The sequence below is a fragment of the Rhizocola hellebori genome (genome assembly GCF_016862955.1).
GTDB classification, from domain to species: domain Bacteria; phylum Actinomycetota; class Actinomycetes; order Mycobacteriales; family Micromonosporaceae; genus Rhizocola; species Rhizocola hellebori.
In genome coordinates, this window is sequence record NZ_BONY01000129.1 from 1 (window position 1) to 21121 (window position 21121).

The window sequence follows — 21121 nt, forward strand, 5'->3', positions numbered from 1 at the left end:
CCTTCCTGAAAGGGCCCCCAGAATGGGGGCCCTTTTGGCGTACTCAGATAGATTTCAGCGTTCTTCGACTCGGAGTGTGGAGGCTGTGGTGGTGTCCCACCAGGCGTTGATGTCGGGCAGGGCGGTGAATACCGAGTCGTTGAGGGTGTGTTGGTGGCAGGTGATGCCGGAGCTGGATTGTCCGCGGTGGATGCCGTAGGCCCAGCGGGTGCCGTCGGTGGTGGGGAAGTACCAGCCGCCGCCGCTGTCGCCGGAGCAGGCGTCGAAGTTGACGGTGGGCATGCCGCGTACGCCGAAGGCGGTGGTGATGGTGCCGCAGGATTCGGTGAGGGTGCTGTGCCAGGAGGAGAGGCAGACGGCGTCTCCGATTTGGATGGTGCCTCGGTTGTCGATGGCGTGGTCTACTTCGATTGGGGTGTTGGCGTCTTCGAGGTTGAAGAAGTAGCCGCCGGTCGACCAGTAGGTGCCTTGGACGTGGATGCGTGCCACGTCGACTTCTCCGCTGTTGCGGCTGTATTTGATGGGCCCGATTGGTTGTTCGCCGTGGCCGTAGGTGACGCCTTCTCCGGTGGCCTCGGCGCAGTGCCCTGCGGTGATGGCCCATTTGCTGCGGTCGCCGCCGCGTGCGGTGAATCCGAGTGAGCATATTTCGCCGTAGTTTCTGGCCCAGAGGACGACGCCGCTGCGCAGCGGTCTGCCGCAGTTGTATTTGTCTGTGCACGCTTCGGGTGCCGAGTCGGTCTGGGTTTGATAGTTGAGCCGGTTGTTGATGACGTCGACTGTCGCGCCGGCTTTTGTTGCCTGTGCGCGGAGTTCTTTGAGGCTGATTGTCACCGGGTGGGTGGTTGTTTTCAGGCCGAGGCCGGCGCTTAGGGCGAGCGCTTCTTCGGCTGCGGGCTGGGTGACTGTGTTGATGTGCTGGGTGTCGGTGTAGGGGTCGTACCAGGATCCGCCGAAGCTGTCGAGCTGTTGTGTTTGAAGCTGTTCCAGTAGGCGGATGCGCCGTTCCTGTCCGCTGTAGGCGCGCCTTGCCTGGCTTTCGGTGAGGCCTGGGTAGCCGCGTTGGTAGGCCGCCACTATCGCTTCTGTCTCCCAGGCGCCGCTGGGCGCGGCGGTGGCGGGTGGGGCGGCGAGAAGCGAGGCTAGCACCGCGAGTACGGCGGCGCTGCGGGCGAGCGAGTTGACGTGCATTGGCCCTCCTATCGACATCCTGCGATGGGAGCACGGTGGCACGACGTGTGCATTGATTTCAATAGGCGTATGTATATATTTCTGCCTACTGCGCTTTGATGGGGGCCTGGCGAAGCTGTGTCAGCGTTTGAGCGAAGCGGCGCGCAGGTCGCGCATGAGGCCGGCGGCCTCGTCGGCGGTGCGGGCGGGGAACAGGGCCAGCGCGATGCTTCCGTGGTCGGCCCAGCCGCAGACGGCCATCGACGAGGCGGACAACTCCTCGGTCAGCCCGCACTTCATGACCCCGCCCAGCGGGCCCGGGTCGACCGTCTTCAGGTCCCGGATTCCCTGCTCGTCCTTGTCCTCCATCAAGGTCAAGACGGTATCGAGCTCTGCTTCCGGGTTCCACAGCAGCGTCGTACCCCCGAAGAGCATCACGGTCTGATCGGCGCTGGTGTAGACGGCGGCCGCGCTGTTGTCCAGCTCGATCGAGGCGCGTAGCGCGGTGACCAGGTCGTTGGCCGTGGCTTTGGCGGCGTCGCTGTCGTCGCGGGTCAAGCCGCCGACCGCGTCGGGCATGGTGAGGGTGGCGCCTTTCTGAGACAGCACCCGCAGGACGGTAGGCCCGAAGAAGGCACCGATCACGATCACGGCGGCGGCGAGGATGGTCATCAAAATCCAGAGCCGCCGTGGTTTCCTGGCGGCAGGTGTGTCATCGAGCGGTTCGTCGCTGAAGTTGATCAGCTGGGAGTCGCCGCGCGAGTGGGGGACCGAGTGGCCGTCGGCTGAGGCGTGTTCGTCAACGGCTGGCTGGGTCTGGTCTGTCACGACGCGGAGCCTAACAAGGACGGCGTCGCCGCGCCCGATGCCGCGCGGCCCGGGCTGGGGAAGCGCGGCGACGGGCCTTAGTAGACTTGCGCGGTGACCGACTCTCCGCTGGCCCCACAGACGTCGTCCGAGCTTGCCGCGGCTTATCAGCCTGGCGAGGTGGAGCACCGGCGCTACGAGCATTGGGTAGCGTCGGGATACTTCGGCGCGGATGCCAAGAGCGACAAGCCCGCCTACTCGATCGTGATTCCGCCACCGAACGTGACCGGGTCGCTGCATGTCGGCCACGCTTTGGATCACACGATTCAGGACGCGCTGGTGCGGCGCAAGCGGATGCAGGGCTTTGAAACGCTGTGGCTGCCAGGCATGGATCACGCCGGCATCGCGACGCAGAACGTAGTGGAGCGCAAGCTGGCCGCCGAGGGCCTGTCCCGTCACGATCTGGGCCGGGAGGCGTTCGTCGAGCGGGTGTGGCAGTGGAAGGCCGAGTCGGGCGGGGCGATCCTGGGCCAGATGCGGCGCCTGGGCGACTCGGTCGACTGGAGCCGTGAGCGGTTCACGATGGACGAGGGGTTGTCGGTCGCGGTCCAGACGATCTTCAAGCGTCTCTACGACGACGGCCTGATCTATCGCGCTGAGCGGATCATCAACTGGTGCCCGCGCTGTTTGACCGCCCTGTCCGACATCGAGGTGGAGCACTCCGATGACGAGGGCGAGCTGGTCTCGATCCGGTACAGCGACGAGATCGTCGTGGCGACGACGCGCGCCGAGACGATGCTGGGTGACACAGCCGTGGCCGTGCATCCGGATGACGAGCGATATAAGCATTTGGTGGGTACCGAGATAGAGCTGCCCTTGACCGGAAGACGGATTCCGGTGGTGGCCGACGAGCACGTGGACCCCATGTTCGGGACGGGCTGTGTCAAGGTGACCCCCGCCCACGACCCCAACGACTTCGAGATCGGGCAGCGCCACAACCTGCCGTCGATCGCCATCATGGACGAGCGGGCGGTCATCACCGCACACGGCCCGTTTCAAGGGCTGGATCGCTATGAGGCAAGGCCGGCGATCGTGGCCGCGCTGCGCGCGCAGGGCCTGATCGTGGCCGAGAAGCGCCCCTACCTGCATGCGGTCGGCCACTGCTCGCGCTGCAAGACGACGGTGGAGCCGCGCCTTTCGCTGCAGTGGTTCGTCAAGACCGGTCCGCTGGCGAAGGCGGCCGGTGACGCGGTGCGCGACGGCCGGGTGCGCATCGAGCCAGAGTCGTTGGCGCCCAGGTATTTCGCATGGGTCGACAACATGCACGACTGGTGCATCTCGCGCCAGCTGTGGTGGGGTCACCGGATCCCGGTCTGGTACGGCCCGAACGGGGAAGTGGAGTGTTTCCTCGACAGCGGGCAGGCGCCGCAGGGCTGGGTGCAGGACGAGGACGTGCTCGACACGTGGTTCTCCTCGGCGCTGTGGCCGTTCAGCACGCTGGGCTGGCCCGACCCGCACGAGGATCTGCTCAAGTTCTATCCCACAAGCGTGCTCGTGACCGGGTACGACATCCTGTTCTTCTGGGTCGCCCGGATGATGATGTTCGGCTTGTACGCGATGAACGGCAAGCCGCCGTTCGAGGTCGTGGCGTTGCACGGAATGGTGCGTGACCAGTTCGGCAAGAAGATGAGCAAGTCGTTCGGCAACGTGGTGGATCCGCTGGACTGGATCGGCCGGTTCGGCGCCGACGCGACCCGTTTTACGCTGGCCAAGGGGGCCAATCCGGGCGCAGATGTTCCGGTCAGCGAGGAGTGGTGCCAGGGTTCGCGCAACTTCTGCAACAAGCTGTGGAACGCGACCCGTTTCGCGTTGCTCAACGGCGCACACGTCGACGGCCCGCTCCCCGGCGAGCTGTCCACTGTGGACAAGTGGATTCTGTCGCGGCTGCAGCACACCATCGCCGAGGTCGACGAGCAGTTCGAGGCGTTCGAGCTGGCCAAGGTCTGCGACACCCTGTTCCATTTCGCGTGGGACGACGTGTGTGACTGGTACATCGAGTTGTCCAAGACCGCGCCCAACCCGCGCGTGCTGGGATACGTGCTCGATCAGCTGCTGCGCCTGTTGCACCCGATCATCCCGTTCGTCACCGATGAGCTGTGGACCGCGCTGACCAAGAGCCCGGGTTCGGTGATGGTGGCGGAGTGGCCCAAGGCCGACTCCGCGCTGGTCGATGACGCGGCCGAGGCGTCGGTGGAGTTGCTGCAGCGGGTGGTGACCGAGGTGCGCCGGTTCCGCTCCGACCAGGGTCTCAAGCCCGGTCAGCGGGTCGCCGCCGTGATCGCGGGCCTGATCGAGCACGAGCCGCTGGTGCGTTCGCTGGCCCGCCTCGATGAGGCCGGCGAGCAGTTCTCGGCCACCGCCACGGTGACCATCGCCGGCGGGATAACGGTGGCGCTGGACACCCGCGGCAGCATCGACGTGGCGGCGGAGCGGGCCCGGCTGACGAAGGACCGCGCCGCGGCCGACAAGGAGATCAGCCAGGCGGAGGCGAAGCTGGGCAACGACGGGTTCCTGGCCAAGGCCCCCGAGCAGGTCGTGGTGAAGTTGCGCGATCGACTTGCCGCGGCTCAGGCCGATCTGGTCCGCATCGACGAGGCGCTGGCTAGGCTCGGTTCATGACCTCCGGGGCCGCGTCCGAGTTCGCGCAGATCGAGGCGGAGCTCCTGGAGCGGGGCTTCACCCGGATGGTCTTCGACATCGGCAAGGTGGTCGAGCTGCTCGACGTCCTGGGCAGCCCGCAGCGCGCCTATCCGTCCATCCACCTGACCGGGACGAATGGCAAGACCTCGACGGCGCGCATGATCGACAGTCTGCTGCGGGCGCACGGGCTGCACACCGGCCGGTACACCAGCCCGCATCTGGAGACGGTGCGCGAGCGAATCAGCCTGGACGGCGATCCGATCGACGAAGGTCGCTTCGCAGCCGTTTATGCCGAGGTCAGCCCGGTGGCCGAGTTGCTTGATGCGCGCCATGACGAGTCGCTGACCTTCTTCGACATCACCACCGCGCTGGCCTTCGCCACCTTCGCCGACGCGCCGGTCGACATCGCGGTCGTCGAGGTGGGCCTGGGCGGCGCCGACGACGCGACCAACGTGATACAGGCCGGGATAGCGGTGATCACCCCGATCGGCCTGGACCACACCGAGTGGCTGGGCGACACGCTGGGCGACATCGCCCTGGCCAAGTCGGGCATCATCTATCCGGGCGCCACCGTGATCAGCGCGCTGCAGCCGGCCGAGGCGATGGAGCCCATCATCGAGCGCTGCGCCGAGGTGGGGGCGACCCTGGCCCGCGAGGGCATGGAGTTCGGCGTGGTCAGCCATGAGGTGGCCCTGGGCGGGCAAATGCTTACCCTGCAAGGACTTGGCGGGGTCTACGACGAGATCTTCCTGCCCCTGCACGGCGCCCATCAGGCGCAGAACGCGGCCCTCGCGCTCGCCGCGGTGGAGGCGTTTCTGGGTGCCGGGTCGCAAAAGCAGCTCGATCCGGAGGTGGTCCGCGAAGGGTTCGCCGGCACCTCCTCGCCTGGGCGGCTGGAGCGGGTCCGCAATGCGCCCACGATTCTGGTCGACGCCGCGCACAATCCGCACGGCATGGCGGCCACGGCCGCCGCGCTCACCCAGGAGTTCTCGTTCACCCGCCTGGTCGCCGTGGTCGCGGTGCTGGCAGACAAGGACGTGACCGGGGTGCTGGAACAGCTTGAGCCGGTGGTCGACGAGGTCGTCATCACCCGCAACTCGTCCCCGCGCTCGATGGCGCCCGATGAGCTGGGCGAGCTGGCGGTCGAGGTCTTCGGGGAAGACCGGGTGACCGTGGAGCACGAGCTGCCGGACGCCATCGCGACCGCGGTGGCGCTCGCCGAGTCGGATATGGACACCGCGCTGAGTGGGGTCGGGGTCCTCATCACCGGCTCGATTGTCACTGTCGCCGATGCAAGGAAGCTGTTACGCCGATGACTGCACAGATCCGGCCAGGCCCGGGGGACGACAAATCGCGCCGCCCGGTCGAGATGACGTTCGAAGGAAAACCGAGCGGGCTGCGCAACCCGAGCCGCTCACTCAGATCGCTTGCCGCCATGATGCTGGCGCTGGAAGCGCTCGTGCTGCTGATGGCGATCCAGCCGATCCGCGTGCTGGACGGCAGCATCACCGGCGGGCAGATAGGCGCGATCGTGTTCTGCGCGGTGGCGGCGATCCTGCTGACCGGAAGGCTCGACAAGTCCTCGGGCTGGACCATGGTGTCGGTGCTGCAGGTGGTGCTGGTCCTGTGCGGGCTGCAGCACTGGCTGATCGGCGCCGTTGGCGTCTTCTTCGGCGCAGTCTGGCTCTACGTCCTCTACGTCCGCCGCCGCGTGCTCCTCTAATTGCGCGTGCAAAGCAACGCGCGGCATTTGCCGCCGTAGAGCCACCGTCTTCCCTCGTGATCATGAAAGCAAAGAGCGTGCTTTCATGATCGCTCAGTCCAGACGGCGGCGCGGCAAATGCATATTCGGGCGCGCGCCAGTTTTACAGCGCCTAAACCACACTTCGGGCTTTCCATTGGGTTATGGCGATGCCGTGGCCGTCTGGGTCTTTGAAGGCGGCGGCTACCAGCTCTAGGCGCTCGCCGCGGTTGACTACGCGTGGGGCGTAGGTGAAGCGGACCCCGCGGATCTTCAGCTCCTGATAGATGGCGTCGACGTCGCCGACCTCCAGGTTGAGGTGGACCAGGCGGCGGTTGACCGGGGCCTGGTCGTGCGCGGCTACCAGCACGATGCGGGTGTCGCCGGAGGCGAGGATGACCGTGTCGGGGCCGCCGTCGATCTCGTAGAAGCCGAGCATGTCGCGGTAGAAGCGCATCGATTGGTCCAGCTCGGTGACCATGATGGTGTAACCGATGCCGTGGATGGAACCGGCCGAGGCCGGTCGGGCCTGCGGCTGGGTGATGATCACCTTTGCGGCGGAGTCTTCGGTGAAGGCCGGCCCGCTGCTCGGCGGGGTGGCCGCTCGGGGCTCCGGGACATCGGAGAAGTCGAGCACGTCGACGTGTTCGCTGAACACGGCCGCGCGCTGCATGGGCACTTCGGCGTCGACCAGCTCCCCTTCCAGGACCGCCACCGAGGTTTCGCCGCGTGCCGCGGGCGAGGGGCTGGGCTGGCGGCGCGGCAGGCTCGACGCCGGCTCGGGCTCCGGGGGCGCGGGCTCGGGTCGGCGAGGCTCCTCTTCGCGGGAGTAGTCCTCTTCCACCAAGGGAATCTCGGCGGTCTTGTGCGGCAGCTCGTCGGTCTTGAGCGGCACCCCGTAGTCGGGGTCCACCTCGTAGTCGGCGTTGGCCACGAAGGCGGAGTCGTAGGCCTCGTTGTCGTAGGCCTCGTTGTCGTATTGCTGACCGTAGGTGCCGACGCGTTCCCATTGGATCTTGACCCGCCGCGCGTCAGCGACTGCCACCAGCGCGGGCAGGGTCTCGCCGATGTCGGGCCACTTGATGACCGGTACCCGCGGATCCCTGATGACGACGGTCTGCCCCGGATGCCCGGGGGCATCGACCAGCACCTGCATCTCGCAGCGGCCGAAGTCGGTGCTCAGCGGTGCTTCGGAGACCTTGACCACGGTCACCGTTCCGGCGACGAAGGCCTTGTCGGCACCGCGCATGGACGCGGTGGTGAGCAGAGCGACGCCGACGACAAGCATCGCAGCGCCGGCGGCCCCGAACGGCCAGCTCTGCATGCCGGCCCCCATCGAGATCACGAAAAGGCCGATAGTGCCAAGGGACACCGCAGTGGTGACCCGACCCGGTTGAACCGGCTTGCGCCCCAAGCGCGCCACTAGATCCTCCCCGATCCGCCCTGCTTTGCTCAGCGTAGGCGGGTGTTTCGATCGTGGAAAGTACGTACCGTAAGCTGGCGAAGTCTGCTCGTATTGATGCAGGTCAGAGCGCAGGCTGTGATTTTAGGAGAATGTGGTGGAGCGCACGCTGGTGCTGATCAAGCCGGATGCGGTGAGCCGGGGCCTCGTCGGGGAGATCGTTTCCCGATTGGAGCGCAAGGGCTTGACCTTCGAGGCGATGGTGATGCGCACGATGGACGAGCAGCTCGCGGACGAGCACTACGCCGAACATTTGGAGAAGGCGTTCTATCCGCCGCTGAAGGCGTTCATGATCTCGGGCCCGCTGGTCGCGGCGATCGTCAGCGGCGATCAAGCCGTCTCAGTGGTGCGCGGACTGGTGGGGGCGACCGACGGGCGCGCCGCGGCGGCCGGCACCATTCGCGGGGATCTATCGCTGTCGAACCGGGAGAATCTGGTCCACGCGTCCGACTCGGCCGAGTCGGCGGAGCGGGAGATCAAGCTCTGGTTCCCCGAGCACTGATGCTCCCGCCCCGCGAAGGTGCGGTTTAGCCCTTGCCGTTGCTGGACGTCGCGCAGGTGATGGTCACCGCGGTGGTCACCGGCACCTGAGTGCCCGCGGGCACCGACTGCTTGGTCACCACGAAGCTGGCCAGGATCGACAGGCTGTCGTTGGGCTTGGCCTCATCAACGAACTTGATGTTGGTCAGGCCCGCCGACTCCAGGACGGTCTTGGCCTGCGAGGCCTGCATGCCAACCACGTTCGGCATGGCCACCGTGCGCACCGTGGCCGAAGGGCTCGGCGAGGGCGACGGCGACGGGCTGGCCGTGACCGACGGGGAGACCGACGGCTTCGGCGCCGAGGTGGTCGCGGCGATGCTCGGTGAAGGCGTGGGAACCGGGTCGTCCTTGTTCCACCACTTCATGTATGCCGCACCGGCGCAGATCAGCAGCAAAAGGATGAGCAACAGCAGCAGGAGGAGCAACAGCCAGCGCTTCTTGCCCTCCGGCTCCTCTTTTTCTTTGTCCTTGTCGTCATCACCCTTGGCTGCCTCATCGTGACGACTCACGTACCTGCCGCTGGTCGTCTCGCGGGGCGGGCCGTCGCCATCCCCTGACCCAGGATTGGCCTGGGTGGTGTTCTCGTCGTCTGCCATGTTGAGGGGGCCCCTTGTCCTATGTGCACGCGACCGTGCGTAGTACACGGGACATGATGGTGGTCATCGCGGCAGAAGGCCACCCGTCGGACGGCTGTATATGCGTGTCGGATTGGCGACCTGCTGGGGTATCCTTTGCCGCACAGGCACTGACCCGGCCATCACCGGTGAGCCTCCGGAAGAACAGATCGCCTTTCGTTACCAGATGGTGATCCCAGTAGAACCGGACGGGTAAGCCCGTTACAGCTTGGCAACATGAGCGGCTTCCCGATCGGGAAGCAAGCGAGGTGGTACCGCGGGTGAAAACTCGTCCTCGCACTGTGAAACACCACACAGTGATCTTGAGGAGCTCGCGATGGCCTATCCATTGCACGAATCATCCGACGGGGTTGTCGCCTCGCCGGACTTTCCAGCCTTAGAGCGCAAAGTGCTCGACTACTGGGCGGCGGACAAGACCTTCGTCGCCAGCGTCGAGAACCGTGACGCGGGAGTGAACGGATCCAACGAGTTCGTCTTCTACGACGGCCCGCCGTTCGCCAACGGGCTGCCCCACTACGGGCATCTGCTCACCGGCTACGCCAAGGACGTGGTGCCGCGCTACCAGACCATGAAGGGCAGCCGGGTCGAGCGGCGCTTCGGCTGGGACTGCCACGGCATGCCGGCCGAGGTGGAGGCGGAAAAGCAGCTCGGGATATCGACCAAGGCCGAAATATTGCAGATGGGCGTGGCCGCTTTCAACGCCGCCTGCAAGGACTCGGTGCTGCGCTACACCAGCGAGTGGGAGCGCTATGTCACCCGGCAGGCGCGCTGGGTGGACTTCACCAACGATTACAAGACGCTCGACACCGACTACATGGAAAGCGTCATGTGGGCCTTCAAAACCTTGCACGACAAGGGATGGGTCTACGAGGGCTTCCGGGTGCTGGCCTACTGCTGGCGCTGTGAGACCCCGCTTTCCAACACCGAAACCCGCATGGACGACGTCTATCAGGACCGCACCGACCCCACCCTGGCGGTGAAGTTCGAGCTCGACTCCGGGGAGAAGGTCGCGGTGTGGACGACCACGCCGTGGACGCTGCCGTCCAACCTGGCGCTGGCCGTCGGTCCCGACGTCGACTACGCGTTGCTGGAGAAGGACGGCGAGCGCCTCTATGTCGGCGCGGCGCGGGTTTCCTACTACGCCAAGGAATTGGAGGGCTACGAACAGGTCGAGGTCGTCAAGGGCTCGGCTCTGGTCGGCAAGCGCTATAAGCCGCTTTTCGATTTCTTGGTACCGCATGCGGGCCCCAACGCCTACCAGGTGCTCGGCGCCGACTTCGTCACCACCGAGGACGGCACCGGCGTGGTGCACCTTGCCCCGGCCTTCGGCGAGGACGACCAGCTGGCGTGCAACGCCGCCGGGATACCCACCCTGGTCACCGTCGACGAGCGGGCCAGGTTCACCGCGATGGTGCCCGCTTTCGAAGGCGAGCAGGTCTTCGAAACGAACAAGCCCATAGTGCGCGAGCTCAAAGAGCGCGGTGTGGTGCTGCGCCACGAGAGCTACACCCACTCTTACCCGCATTGCTGGCGATGTGACACGCCGCTGGTCTACAAGGCGGTGTCGAGCTGGTTCGTGCAGGTCACGGCGTTCCGCGACCGCATGGTCGAACTCAACCAGCAGATAAACTGGGTCCCCGGACACATAAAGGACGGCCAATTCGGCAAGTGGCTGGAGAACGCGCGCGACTGGTCCATATCCCGCAACCGTTTCTGGGGCTCGCCTATACCGGTGTGGAAGTCCGACGATCCGGCCTACCCGCGCATGGATGTCTACGGCTCGCTGGCCGATCTGGAGAAGGACTTCGGCGTCGCCGTGACCGACCTGCACCGGCCGTTCGTCGACGATCTCGTGCGGCCCAACCCGGACGACCCCACCGGCAAGTCGATGATGCGGCGGGTACCGGAGGTGCTCGACTGCTGGTTCGAGAGCGGTTCGATGCCCTTCGCCCAGGTGCACTACCCGTTCGAGAACACCGACTGGTTCGAGCACCACTACCCGGGTGACTTCATAGTCGAGTACATACCGCAGACCCGCGGCTGGTTCTACACCTTGCACGTGCTGGCCACGGCGCTGTTCGACCGGCCGGCGTTCCGCAACTGCGTGTGCCACGGCATACTGCTGGGCGAGGACGGCCGCAAGATGTCCAAGAGCCTGAAGAACTATCCCGACGTGTACGAGATGTTCGACCGGTACGGCTCGGATTCGATGCGCTGGATGCTGATGAGCTCGCCGATCCTGCGCGGCGGCGACGCGGCGGTGTCGGAGACGGCGATCAGAGACGCGGCGCGGCACGTGCTGCTTCCACTGTGGAACGTCTACTACTTCTTCACCTTGTACGCCAACGCTTCCGGGCACACCGCGAAGCAGCGCACCGACTCGGCGCATGTGCTCGACCGCTACGTGCTGGCCAAAACCCAGACCCTCGTGGCGAATTTCACGGCGCAGATGGACGTCTACGACGTGGCCGGAGCGTGCACCAGCTTCCGGTCCTATTTGGACGCCCTGACGAACTGGTACGTGCGCCGCAGCCGCGATCGCTTCTGGGCCGGCGACGCCGACGCCTTCGACACCCTCTACACGGTGCTGGAGACGGTCGCCCGGCTGGCGGCCCCGCTGGCGCCGCTGGTGGCCGAGGAGATGTGGCGCGGCCTGACCGGGCTGCGCTCGGTGCACCTGGCCGACCTGCCGCTGGCGGCCGACTTCCCGGCCGACGACGAGCTGGTGGCCACCATGGATCAGGTACGCGACGTGTCCTCGGCGGCCCTGTCGCTGCGCAAGGCGCGTTCGCTGCGGGTGCGCCTGCCGCTGCCGTCGCTGACCGTGGCACACGCCTCGGCGGACAGGCTGCGGGAGTTCACTGACCTGATAGCCGATGAGGTCAACGTGAAGCAGGTGGTGCTCTCGCCCGATCTGGCCACCTACTGCGAGCAGGTGCTGACGGTGGTGCCGCGGGTGCTGGGGCCCAGGGTGGGCGGCACGGTGCAGCAGGTGATCAAGGCGGTGAAGGCGGGCGACTGGTCGATGGTGGACGGTGCGCCCACCGCGGCCGGCGTCACCTTGCAGGAGGGCGAGTACGAGCTGCGGCTGGTGGCCGCCGATGCCGAGCATTCGGCAGCGTTGCCGGGCGGGGTGGTGGTGCTCGACACCACGCTTACCCCGGAGCTTTCTGCGGAAGGGCTGGCCCGAGACGTGGTGCGGGTGGTGCAACAGGCGCGCCGCGACGCCGATCTGGCCGTCACCGACCGCATAGACCTAGTGGTCTCCGGCTCGCCGGAGGTGCAGGCCGCGACAACGTCCTTCCTGGACTTCCTCAAGAGCGAGACGCTGGCCGAATCGGTGAGCTTTGCGGCTCTTTCCGAGGGATTCACAGGTGAGGTCGGTGACAGTGACCAAGTATTGGTTCAGGTAAGCCGCCGATAGTGGTGTTGGGGCGGCTACGGTATCTTCAGCGACCATTGCCATTGATGCCGCCCGCCCCAAACCCTGGGTAGCTCAGCCAACCAAGGAGGAAACCGCATGCCGGTGCTCTACACCATCGGGATGTGGACGGCCGCTCCAGCGATCAAGCTGGCTTGGCGTCCGACGGTCGAAGGCCTGGAACACGTGCCCGCCTCCGGTGGAGCGATCTTCGCGGGCAACCACCTTTCGGTGGCGGACGAATTCTTCCTCGGCGCGGTGATCAACCGGCCGATCGCGTTCTGGGCCAAGGAGGAATATTTCACCACTCCTGGCATCAAGGGCGTGTTCTTCAAAGGACTCATGGACGGGCTCGGCGCGATCCCGGTGCATCGCGCCGGTGGGCGGGCGGCGCTGAGCGCTTTCGACGACGCCATCCCGCACCTTCAGGGCGGGGGCCTGGTCTGTGTCTATCCGGAGGGGACCCGTTCCCCTGATGGGCGCCTGTACCGGGGCCGCACCGGCGCGGCCCGGCTGGCCCTGGCCGCGGGCGTGCCCATCGTCCCGGTCGGAATGATCGGAACAGAGAAGGTGCAGCCGATCGGCCAGATCATGCCGACGATCAAACGGGGCGAGGTCACCATCAAGTTCGGCAAGCCGATCGAGGTGGACCAGTGGAAGGACGCCGCTTCGGAGTCCACCGCCGCGCGGGAGATCACCGACACGCTGATGAAGACCATCCAGCAGCTCACCGGGCAGCAATACGTCGCCCGCTACGCCCCCAAACGCGACTCTGCCAAGGGCGACGCGGGTAAGGGCGACTCACCCAAGCCAGCGTCATGAGGAAGATCGCCGCCGGGCTGTTCATGTCGCTGGACGGCGTGGTGGAGGCGCCGGATCAGTGGCACTTTCCTTACTTCAATGACGAGATGGGCGAGTCGGTGGACGCCACGCTCGGCACGGCGGACACGCTCCTGCTCGGGCGCAAGACCTACGACAGCTTCGCCGGGGCCTGGCCGGAGCGGGAGGCCTCGGGTGGCGAGGACGCCGCGTTCGCCAAGGCCCTCGGGGACACTCGCAAGATCATAGTTTCGCGCCAGCGGCTGGAGTTCACCTGGCGAAACTGCGAACAGCTGCAGGGCGAGCTGGTCGAGGCGGTCAGCGCTTTGAAGAACGAGCCGGGTGACGGCGCCATCGCCATGAGCGGATCGGTGTCGGTGGTGCGCCAGCTGCTGGAAGCGGGGTTGCTCGATGAGCTGCACCTGCTGGTGCATCCGCTCGCGGTGCGCAAGGGGATGCGGCTGTTCGAGGAGGGCGAGACCCCGATCCCGCTGGCATTGATCTCCTCGCGGGCGTTCACGACCGGGGTGCTCAGCCTCGTCTACGCGCCCGCTGAGCCGCCCGCGCCGGCCGGTTACGAGCAGGCCAAGGTCCATCTGCCCGAGCACGGCGCATAGCCGGAGGCAAACGGCTGGTGGGGGCCGCATCACCTATGCGCCCGACGGGCGGGCTGGGCAGCCCGGCTACCCTTATGGGTTATGCGCGGAGAGTCGGTATTTCCCCAGCTTGAGCAATTGCTGCCGCTGGTCGCCAAGCCCATCCAGTACGTGGGCGGCGAGTTGGGCGCCACGGTCAAGCCATGGGACTCCGTCGCCGTGCGCTGGGCCTTGATGTACCCGGACGCCTACGAGGTGGGGCTGCCCAACCAGGGGGTGCAGATCCTCTACGAGGTGCTCAACGAGCGTCCTGACACCCTCGCCGAGCGCACCTACTCGGTCTGGCCCGACCTGGAAAAGCTGATGCGCGAACGTGCGGTGCCGCAGTTCACCGTCGACTCGCACCGGGCGCTCGGCGACTTCGATCTGTTCGGGGTCTCCTTCGCCACCGAGCTTGGCTACACCAATCTGTTGACCGCGCTGGATCTGGCCGGGATACCGCTGATGGCAGCGGCACGCGGCGACGATCACCCGCTGGTCATCGCCGGTGGGCATGCCGCGTTCAACCCGGAGCCGATCGCGGACTTCATTGACGCCGCCGTGCTCGGCGACGGCGAGGAAGCGGTGCTGGAGATCACCGACATCGTGGCCGCCTGGCGCGCGGCGGGCAGCCCGGGCGGGCGTGACGAGCTGCTGCTGCGTCTGGCCAAGACCGAGTCGATCTATGTGCCGCGCTTCTACGACGTGGACTACCTGCCGGACGGGCGCATTCAGCGGGTGGTGCCCAACCGGGCCGACGTGCCATTCCGCGTGCACAAGCGCACCACCATGGATCTGGACGCGTGGCCGTACCCGAAAAAGCCGCTTGTTCCTCTGGCGGAAACGGTGCACGAGCGGTTCGCGGTGGAGATCTTCCGCGGCTGCACGCGTGGGTGCCGCTTCTGCCAGGCGGGCATGATCACGCGCCCGGTCCGGGAGCGTTCGATCACGACGGTCGGCGAAATGGTCAAGCAGGGCTTGGAGTTTTCCGGCTTCCACGAGGTCGGCCTGCTCTCCCTGTCCAGTGCGGACCATTCCGAGATCGGCGACATGTGCAAGGGCCTGGCCGATCAGTACGCCGGCACGAACGTGTCCCTGTCGCTGCCCAGCACCAGGGTTGACGCGTTCAACATCGACCTGGCGCAGGAGCTGTCGCGCAACGGGCGGCGCACCGGCCTGACCTTCGCGCCCGAGGGCGGATCCGAGCGCATCCGCAAGGTCATCAACAAGATGGTGTCCGAAGAGGACCTGATCCGCACCGTGGTGACCGCCTACTCCAACGGCTGGCGTCAGGTGAAGCTGTACTTCATGTGCGGCCTGCCCACCGAGACCGACGAGGACGTGCTGCAGATCGCGCGGCTGGCCCACGAGGTCATCCGCAACGGGCGCGCGGCGACCGGTTCGCGGGAGGTGCGGTGCACCGTGTCGATCGGCGGCTTCGTGCCCAAGCCGCACACCCCGTTCCAGTGGGCGGCGATGGACCGCCCCGAGGTGATCGATCATCGGTTGCGGCTGCTCAAGCAGGCCATCAACGCGGACAAGTCGCTGGGCAAGGCGATCGGGATGCGGTACCACGATGGAGAGCCGTCGCTGATCGAGGGCCTGCTGGCGCGCGGTGACCGGCGGGTCGGCGCGGTCATCCACGAGGTGTGGAAGCAGGGCGGGCGATTCGACGGCTGGAGCGAGCACTTCTCCTACCGGCGATGGATCGACGCCTGTGAAAAGGCGTTGCCGGCTTTCGGTCTTGATATTGACTGGTACACGACGCGCGAGCGCGAGCTCGCCGAGGTGCTTCCGTGGGACCACCTCGACTCCGGCCTGGACAAGGACTGGCTCTGGAAAGACTGGCAGGACGCCCTGACCGAATATGAGCAGGACGACTGCCGGTGGACCCCGTGCTTCGACTGCGGGGTATGCCCGTCGATGGACACGGAGATCCAGATCGGCCCGACCGGCCACAAACTGCTGCCGTTGACCCCGGTGTCCGGGTTGAAGGTGGGTGGCTGATGAGCAAGAGGCAGCCTCCCGGCGGGCAGGCGCCGGTGGTGCAGCGGATCCGCATCCGCTACACCAAGCGGGGCCCGTTGCGCTTCACCTCGCACCGCGACTTCGCCCGGGCGGTGGAGCGGGCGATCCATCGCGCCAACGTGCCCATCGCCTTCTCACAGGGGTTTACGCCCCATCCGAAGATCTCGTTCTCCAGCGCGGCCCCGACCGGGGTGGCCTCCGAGGCGGAATATCTGGAGATCGGCCTGCGCGAGCGGGTCGACCCGGAGTTGCTGCGGCTGGCCTTGGACAGTGCCCTGTCGCCTGGCCTGGACGTTGTAGAAGCGGTGGAGGCGGTGACGACGGACAGCCTGGCTGATCGGATTACCGCTTCCCGGTGGCGGCTGGAGCTGCCGGGGGTGACATCTGACTCACTCGCCGCGGCCGTCGACAAGTTCCTCGGGCACGACGAGGTGCTGGTGGAACGGCTCACCAAGCAGGGCCGGCGCACCTTCGACGCGCGTGCCGCGGTGGTGGCGCTGACAGCGGTTGAGCCACCTTACGGGTCGATGGGGGCGCCGTGTGCCATACTCGACCTTGTCGTACGGCAGGTCACCCCGTCCGTGCGACCCGATGACGTTCTTTCCGGCCTGCGTGTGGTGGCCGACCTGGAGCCGTCCGCGCCCGCGAGGGTGACCCGGGTGGTTCAAGGCACACTGACCGCGCAGGGGGAAATCGTTGATCCACTGTTGAAGGATCGCGACCAGGCCGCCATCGGCTGACAGACTTTTTGCACAGGCGTTCCTGAGACGGCTGCGTGGGTGTTTTCTCACCCGTGCGCCCGGGATCGCCGGAACTGGGAGAACAGTCCGGATGCTCGATAACGAGCCCAATGAACGGCACGAAGATGCCGCCACAGACCACAGCGCAGATTCGCCGGTAACCGACGAGGCAACGCCAAAGCGCCGACGCACTCGCAAGAGTGCGGCCAGTGCAGCCAGCGCCGCCCCGGAGGAGCCAGCGGATTCGGAGCCGGCAGAGAAGCCGACTCGCCGTAGGCGCAAAGCCGCCACGGCCGAAACCGATACCGAGCCGGAAACCTCCGGCGATTCCGGGACAAACGACGACGTCGCGCCGAAGGCGGTCGCGCCGGCGCACTCGGTGCTGTTCATGGCGCCTTCGCCGGTGGCCGCCGTAGTGCCGGTGGTACAGGACATCGACGCCGACGCCGGTGACACGCCGACCCGGCGCCGTCGCCGCCGGTCGCGTGCAGGCGAGGCCGAGGAGGCACCCGAGCCCACGCCGGTGGTCGCCGAGGAAGACGCCGAATCCGACGAGGATGAAACCGCCCGCCGCCGTCGCCGGGGCCGTCGCGGCCGTGGCCGGGGCAAGGGCGGCAATGACGAAGCGGGCGAGCACGACGAGGAAACCCCCACCACGGCAGAGGCCGACGAGGATGAGGGTGAGGACAGCGAGGAGACTCCGCTGACCCGCCGTCGCCGCCGTCGCCGCCGCAAGGGGGAGGCCGACGGTGACTCCGACGGCGATGTGCACACGGTTGTCAAGATCCGTGAGCGCCGCTCGTCGGCGGGCAACGGTGGCGACGAGGTGCAGGGCGTGTCGGGCTCGACCCGCCTGGAGGCCAAGCGCCAGCGCCGCCGCGATGGGCGTGAGCAGCGCCGCACCCGGCCGCCGATCCTGACCGAGGCCGAGTTCCTGGCCCGGCGTGAGGCGGTCGACCGGGTCATGGTGATCCGGGACAGCGGTGACCGTACCCAGATAGCGGTCCTGGAAGACGGGGTGCTTGTCGAGCACTACGTGACCCGGGCCGCGACCTCGACCATGGTGGGCAACGTCTATCTGGGCAAGGTGCAGAACGTGCTGCCCAGCATGGAGGCGGCCTTCGTCGATCTGGGCCGGGGACGCAATGCCGTGCTCTACGCCGGTGAGGTCAACTGGGACGCCGCTGGGCTGGAGGGCAAGGCTCGCTCAATCGAGCAGGCGCTCAAGTCCGGTGACACGGTTCTGGTACAGGTGACCAAGGACCCGGTGGGCCACAAGGGCGCGCGGTTGTCCAGCCACATCGCGCTGTCCGGGCGGCACCTGGTTTACGTGCCCAACGGCAACACCTCCGGCATCAGCCGCAAACTGTCCGATGTGGAGCGTCGTCGGCTGCGCGACATCCTCAAGAAGCTTGTCCCCGAAGGCGCGGGCGTCATCGTGCGCACCGCGGCCGAGGGCGCCTCTGAGGAAGACCTGGAGCGTGACGTCACCCGGCTGCAGGCGCAGTGGGAGGACATCCAGACCAAGGCCGCCGAGGGCGGCGCGCCGGTGCTGCTCTACGCCGAGCCCGAGCTGGTGCTGCGCGTGGTGCGTGACCTGTTCAACGAGGACTTCAAAGAGCTGATCATCCAGGGCGATGTCGCCTCGGAAACGGTCGAGTCTTACCTGAGCCACGTCTCGCCGGACCTGGTCGACCGGGTGCGGCGCTACGCAGGCGCGGCCGATGCCTTCGCCGCCTACCGTATCGACGAACAGATCCTCAAAGGCTTGGACCGCAAGGTCTTCCTGCCCTCGGGCGGGCACCTGGTCATCGACCGCACCGAGGCGATGACGGTGGTGGACGTCAACACCGGTAAGTACACCGGTGCCGGGGGCAACCTGGAGGAGACGGTCACCCGCAACAACCTGGAGGCGGCCGAGGAGATCGTGCGCCAGCTGCGGCTGCGCGACCTGGGCGGCATCGTGGTCATCGACTTCATCGACATGGTGCTGGAAAGCAATCGTGAGCTGGTGCTGCGCCGGCTCACCGAGTGTCTGGGCCGTGACCGCACCAAGCATCAGGTCACCGAGATCACGTCGCTGGGTCTGGTGCAGATGACCCGCAAGCGCATCGGCGCCGGCCTGCTGGAGGCGTTCAGCGAGCCTTGCGAGCACTGCAAGGGCCGTGGCGTGATGATCCACATGGATCCGGTACCGGAACGCAGGTCACTGGCACCGGCCCCGGTCAAGGAGGTGGAAGCGCCGAAGGCGGCCAAGTCCGCCAAGGCGCCCGCCTACGACGTGGACACCGAGGGCTACGACCTGTCGCGCTACGCCAACACCGAGGACGACGACCTGATCGAGGTCACCGAGGAGACAGACGAGCAGAGCGAGGCCCAGGTACGCCGGCGCACCCGCCGCGGTGGCCGCCGCCGCACTCGCCTGTAAATGCCCCGCGCGTAAACTGCCCGGTTGGACCGTACGTGTCCGGCCGGGCAGTTCCGTTGTGGGAGGACAATCGCCAATGCGAAGCCGATGGCTAGTCGTGACCGCGGGGCTTCTGCTTGCCGCCTGCTCGGCGAAAGCGCCCGACCAGGTGTCGGTGCCCACCCCGGGTCCCGCCGGCAGCGTCGGGGCGTCAGCGTCGCCGGGCGCGACCGGCAGCCCGGCACCCGGGCCGGTGACCGGCGGGGTGGATCGCCAGACGATCTGCGCCTCCTATCGGAAAGCCGAGGCCGACGCCGAGGCCAAGCTGACGGTGGTGATCCCCAAGGCGGCCGAGGCGATCGGTGATCCGGCAAAAGCCGGACCGGTGCTCGCCGAGCTCAAAGCGGCACTGGCCGGGTTTGAGGCGGCGCTGAAGGCCGAGGCGGCACGCGCGGGCGACGCCGAGCTCAAGGGGGCCATCGATGCCGACGTGGCGGCGCTGGTGAAGGCCCAGCAAGATCTGGCCGCGGCCGGAAACGATGTCACCTTGGCGTTCGCGGCCATCAATACCGATCAGTTCACGGCAGCGGGGGAGAAGGTTAAGGCGCTGTGCGCCAAGTGACACGGGCGTGGGCTATCTTTGCCCCCGCACCCATGTGAAGGAGAACACCCCCATGCGACGCATTCTCGCCGTGGCCGCGCTCTGTGCTGCCACAATGCTGCCCCTCGCGGCGTGCTCCGATGCACCCAAGTCCGAAAGCACCGCGCTGCCCGGTGCCACCAGCACCGCCGGGTCCACGCCCGGGGCGGGCGGGCCAAGCGGCGCGCCAGGGGCGACCGGCGGGCCGGGCGGTGGCGGCGTGACCGGGACAACGACAGACAAGGCGGCCTGTGCGGCCATCACTGCCAAACTCGGCACGTGGGGCGCGGCGTTCGCCGAGGCGGCCGGTGGGCTCGCGGCGGCCGGAAGCGACGCGGGCAAAGTGCAGGTCGTGGTCGACAAGGTCAAGGCGGCCAACACCAAATTCGCCGCCGACCTGCGCGCCGAAGGCGACAAGTCGAAGGACGCCCAGGTCAAGAAGGTGGCCGGGGAGCTGGCCGCGGCGCTGGAGAAGGTCAACACCTCGCTCAACGCGCAGCAGGTCGCTTCCAACCCCGACGCGCTAACGGCTATGTTTGACACGCCGGAGTACGTGACCGCTTCGGACAACTACGAAAAGCTGTGCGGCGGCGCGTGAGAAAGCTGACTGCCCGCCCGGTTTGGGTAACAGCTGTGTCATGACGTAGGCTTTCTCTTTGTGCGTGTGCTCGCTGGAGTTATCCGGCGGGTCGCTCACATCAATCCCGCCAGCAGCTACCGACAGGAGTCCGCGTCTCATGTACGCGATCGTCAAGACCGGCGGCAAGCAGTACAAGGTCGCCGAGGGCGACGTGATCGAGGTCGAGAAGCTCGCAGGCGAGCCGGGCGACAAGGTGGCACTCACCGCTGTGCTGCTCGTTGACGGCGATGACCTGGTGACCGACGACAAGAAGCTTGCCAAGGTCTCCGTCTCCGGCGAGCTCGTCGCCCACACCAAGGGCCCGAAGATCCGGATTCACAAGTTCAAGAACAAGACCGGTTACCACAAGCGCCAGGGTCATCGCCAGCCGCTGACCCAGGTCAAGGTCACTGGCATCAAGACCGGGAAGTAGGCACAGCGATGGCTCATAAAAAGGGTGCATCCAGCTCGCGCAACGGCCGCGATTCCAACCCGCAGTACCTGGGCGTGAAGCGCTACGGCGGACAGGTCGTCAAGGCCGGCGAGATCATCGTTCGCCAGCGTGGCACCAAGTTCCACCCCGGTGACCTGGTCGGCCGCGGCGGCGACGACACGCTCTTCGCGCTGGCCGCCGGTGCGGTGCAGTTCGGCAACAAGCGCGGTCGCAAAACCGTCAACATCGTTACGGCCTCCTAGGCGTTTACAGCCTAGGCAGCCTTTGAATCTTGAGGCGGGCGGGAGACGAGGTCTCCCGCCC

General features: G+C 66.8%; 18 protein-coding genes. 14 read left to right on the top strand and 4 right to left on the bottom strand.

Features of this window, described 5'->3' with window-relative positions; all coding sequences use genetic code 11:
- Window positions 1–54 precede the first annotated feature (54 nt).
- Window positions 55–1191 (bottom strand): chymotrypsin family serine protease, encoded by a 1137-nt coding sequence (locus Rhe02_RS46875; protein ID WP_203915059.1) that lies wholly within the window; start codon window positions 1189–1191, stop codon window positions 55–57.
- Window positions 1192–1311: 120 nt separating this feature from the next.
- On the bottom strand, window positions 1312–1998 hold the full coding sequence (locus Rhe02_RS46880) for a hypothetical protein (protein ID WP_203915060.1): 687 nt from the start codon (window positions 1996–1998) through the stop codon (window positions 1312–1314).
- Between the two features lie 93 nt (window positions 1999–2091).
- Here Rhe02_RS46880 and Rhe02_RS46885 point away from each other — a divergent pair, with 93 nt between their 5' ends.
- Genes Rhe02_RS46885 through Rhe02_RS46895 form a run of 3 tightly spaced genes read left to right on the top strand, consistent with a single transcriptional unit; the run spans window position 2092 to window position 6400 of the window.
- A complete protein-coding gene (locus Rhe02_RS46885; RefSeq protein WP_203915061.1) occupies window positions 2092–4656 on the top strand; it encodes a valine--tRNA ligase in 2565 nt (854 codons plus the stop codon).
- Window positions 4653–5993, top strand: coding sequence for a bifunctional folylpolyglutamate synthase/dihydrofolate synthase (locus tag Rhe02_RS46890; protein WP_203915062.1), 1341 nt, complete (start codon window positions 4653–4655; stop codon window positions 5991–5993). The genes Rhe02_RS46885 and Rhe02_RS46890 overlap by 4 nt, the downstream gene beginning before the upstream one ends.
- Window positions 5990–6400 (top strand): DUF4233 domain-containing protein, encoded by a 411-nt coding sequence (locus Rhe02_RS46895; protein WP_239124527.1) that lies wholly within the window; start codon window positions 5990–5992, stop codon window positions 6398–6400. Before Rhe02_RS46890 ends, Rhe02_RS46895 begins: the two co-directional genes overlap by 4 nt.
- 151 nt (window positions 6401–6551) lie before the next feature.
- Here Rhe02_RS46895 and Rhe02_RS46900 read toward each other — a convergent pair whose 3' ends face one another.
- On the bottom strand, window positions 6552–7841 hold the full coding sequence (locus Rhe02_RS46900; RefSeq protein WP_203915063.1) for a VOC family protein: 1290 nt from the start codon (window positions 7839–7841) through the stop codon (window positions 6552–6554).
- 133 nt (window positions 7842–7974) lie between these two features.
- Here Rhe02_RS46900 and ndk point away from each other — a divergent pair, with 133 nt between their 5' ends.
- Window positions 7975–8382: a nucleoside-diphosphate kinase gene (gene ndk / locus Rhe02_RS46905; protein WP_203915064.1), complete on the top strand. Its 408-nt coding sequence runs from the start codon at window positions 7975–7977 to the stop codon at window positions 8380–8382.
- A gap of 25 nt (window positions 8383–8407) precedes the next feature.
- Here ndk and Rhe02_RS46910 read toward each other — a convergent pair whose 3' ends face one another.
- Window positions 8408–9016, bottom strand: coding sequence for a PASTA domain-containing protein (locus Rhe02_RS46910; protein ID WP_203915065.1), 609 nt, complete (start codon window positions 9014–9016; stop codon window positions 8408–8410).
- Between the two features lie 355 nt (window positions 9017–9371).
- Here Rhe02_RS46910 and ileS point away from each other — a divergent pair, with 355 nt between their 5' ends.
- The 10 genes from ileS (at window position 9372) to rpmA (ending at window position 21060) form a co-directional block, all read left to right on the top strand.
- Window positions 9372–12479 carry an isoleucine--tRNA ligase gene (ileS, locus tag Rhe02_RS46915; RefSeq protein WP_203915066.1) on the top strand — a complete coding sequence of 1036 codons (3108 nt, stop codon included), beginning with the start codon at window positions 9372–9374 and terminating at the stop codon, window positions 12477–12479.
- Between the two features lie 96 nt (window positions 12480–12575).
- On the top strand, window positions 12576–13298 hold the full coding sequence (locus Rhe02_RS46920; protein ID WP_203915067.1) for a lysophospholipid acyltransferase family protein: 723 nt from the start codon (window positions 12576–12578) through the stop codon (window positions 13296–13298).
- On the top strand, window positions 13295–13912 hold the full coding sequence (locus Rhe02_RS46925; protein ID WP_203915068.1) for a dihydrofolate reductase family protein: 618 nt from the start codon (window positions 13295–13297) through the stop codon (window positions 13910–13912). Before Rhe02_RS46920 ends, Rhe02_RS46925 begins: the two co-directional genes overlap by 4 nt.
- Window positions 13913–13993: 81 nt before the next feature.
- A complete protein-coding gene (locus Rhe02_RS46930; RefSeq protein WP_203915069.1) occupies window positions 13994–15937 on the top strand; it encodes a TIGR03960 family B12-binding radical SAM protein in 1944 nt (647 codons plus the stop codon).
- Window positions 15937–16698, top strand: a complete 762-nt coding sequence (locus Rhe02_RS46935) for a TIGR03936 family radical SAM-associated protein (RefSeq protein ID WP_203915070.1) — start codon at window positions 15937–15939, stop codon at window positions 16696–16698. Before Rhe02_RS46930 ends, Rhe02_RS46935 begins: the two co-directional genes overlap by 1 nt.
- A gap of 91 nt (window positions 16699–16789) precedes the next feature.
- Window positions 16790–19126, top strand: coding sequence for an Rne/Rng family ribonuclease (locus Rhe02_RS46940; RefSeq protein WP_239124528.1), 2337 nt, complete (start codon window positions 16790–16792; stop codon window positions 19124–19126).
- A 97-nt stretch (window positions 19127–19223) separates the two neighbouring features.
- On the top strand, window positions 19224–19727 hold the full coding sequence (locus Rhe02_RS46945) for a hypothetical protein (RefSeq protein ID WP_203915071.1): 504 nt from the start codon (window positions 19224–19226) through the stop codon (window positions 19725–19727).
- A gap of 52 nt (window positions 19728–19779) precedes the next feature.
- A complete protein-coding gene (locus Rhe02_RS46950; protein ID WP_203915072.1) occupies window positions 19780–20343 on the top strand; it encodes a hypothetical protein in 564 nt (187 codons plus the stop codon).
- A gap of 139 nt (window positions 20344–20482) precedes the next feature.
- On the top strand, window positions 20483–20797 hold the full coding sequence (rplU, locus tag Rhe02_RS46955) for a 50S ribosomal protein L21 (protein ID WP_203915073.1): 315 nt from the start codon (window positions 20483–20485) through the stop codon (window positions 20795–20797).
- A gap of 8 nt (window positions 20798–20805) precedes the next feature.
- Window positions 20806–21060, top strand: a complete 255-nt coding sequence (gene rpmA / locus Rhe02_RS46960; RefSeq protein WP_203915074.1) for a 50S ribosomal protein L27 — start codon at window positions 20806–20808, stop codon at window positions 21058–21060.
- Window positions 21061–21121 lie beyond the last annotated feature (61 nt).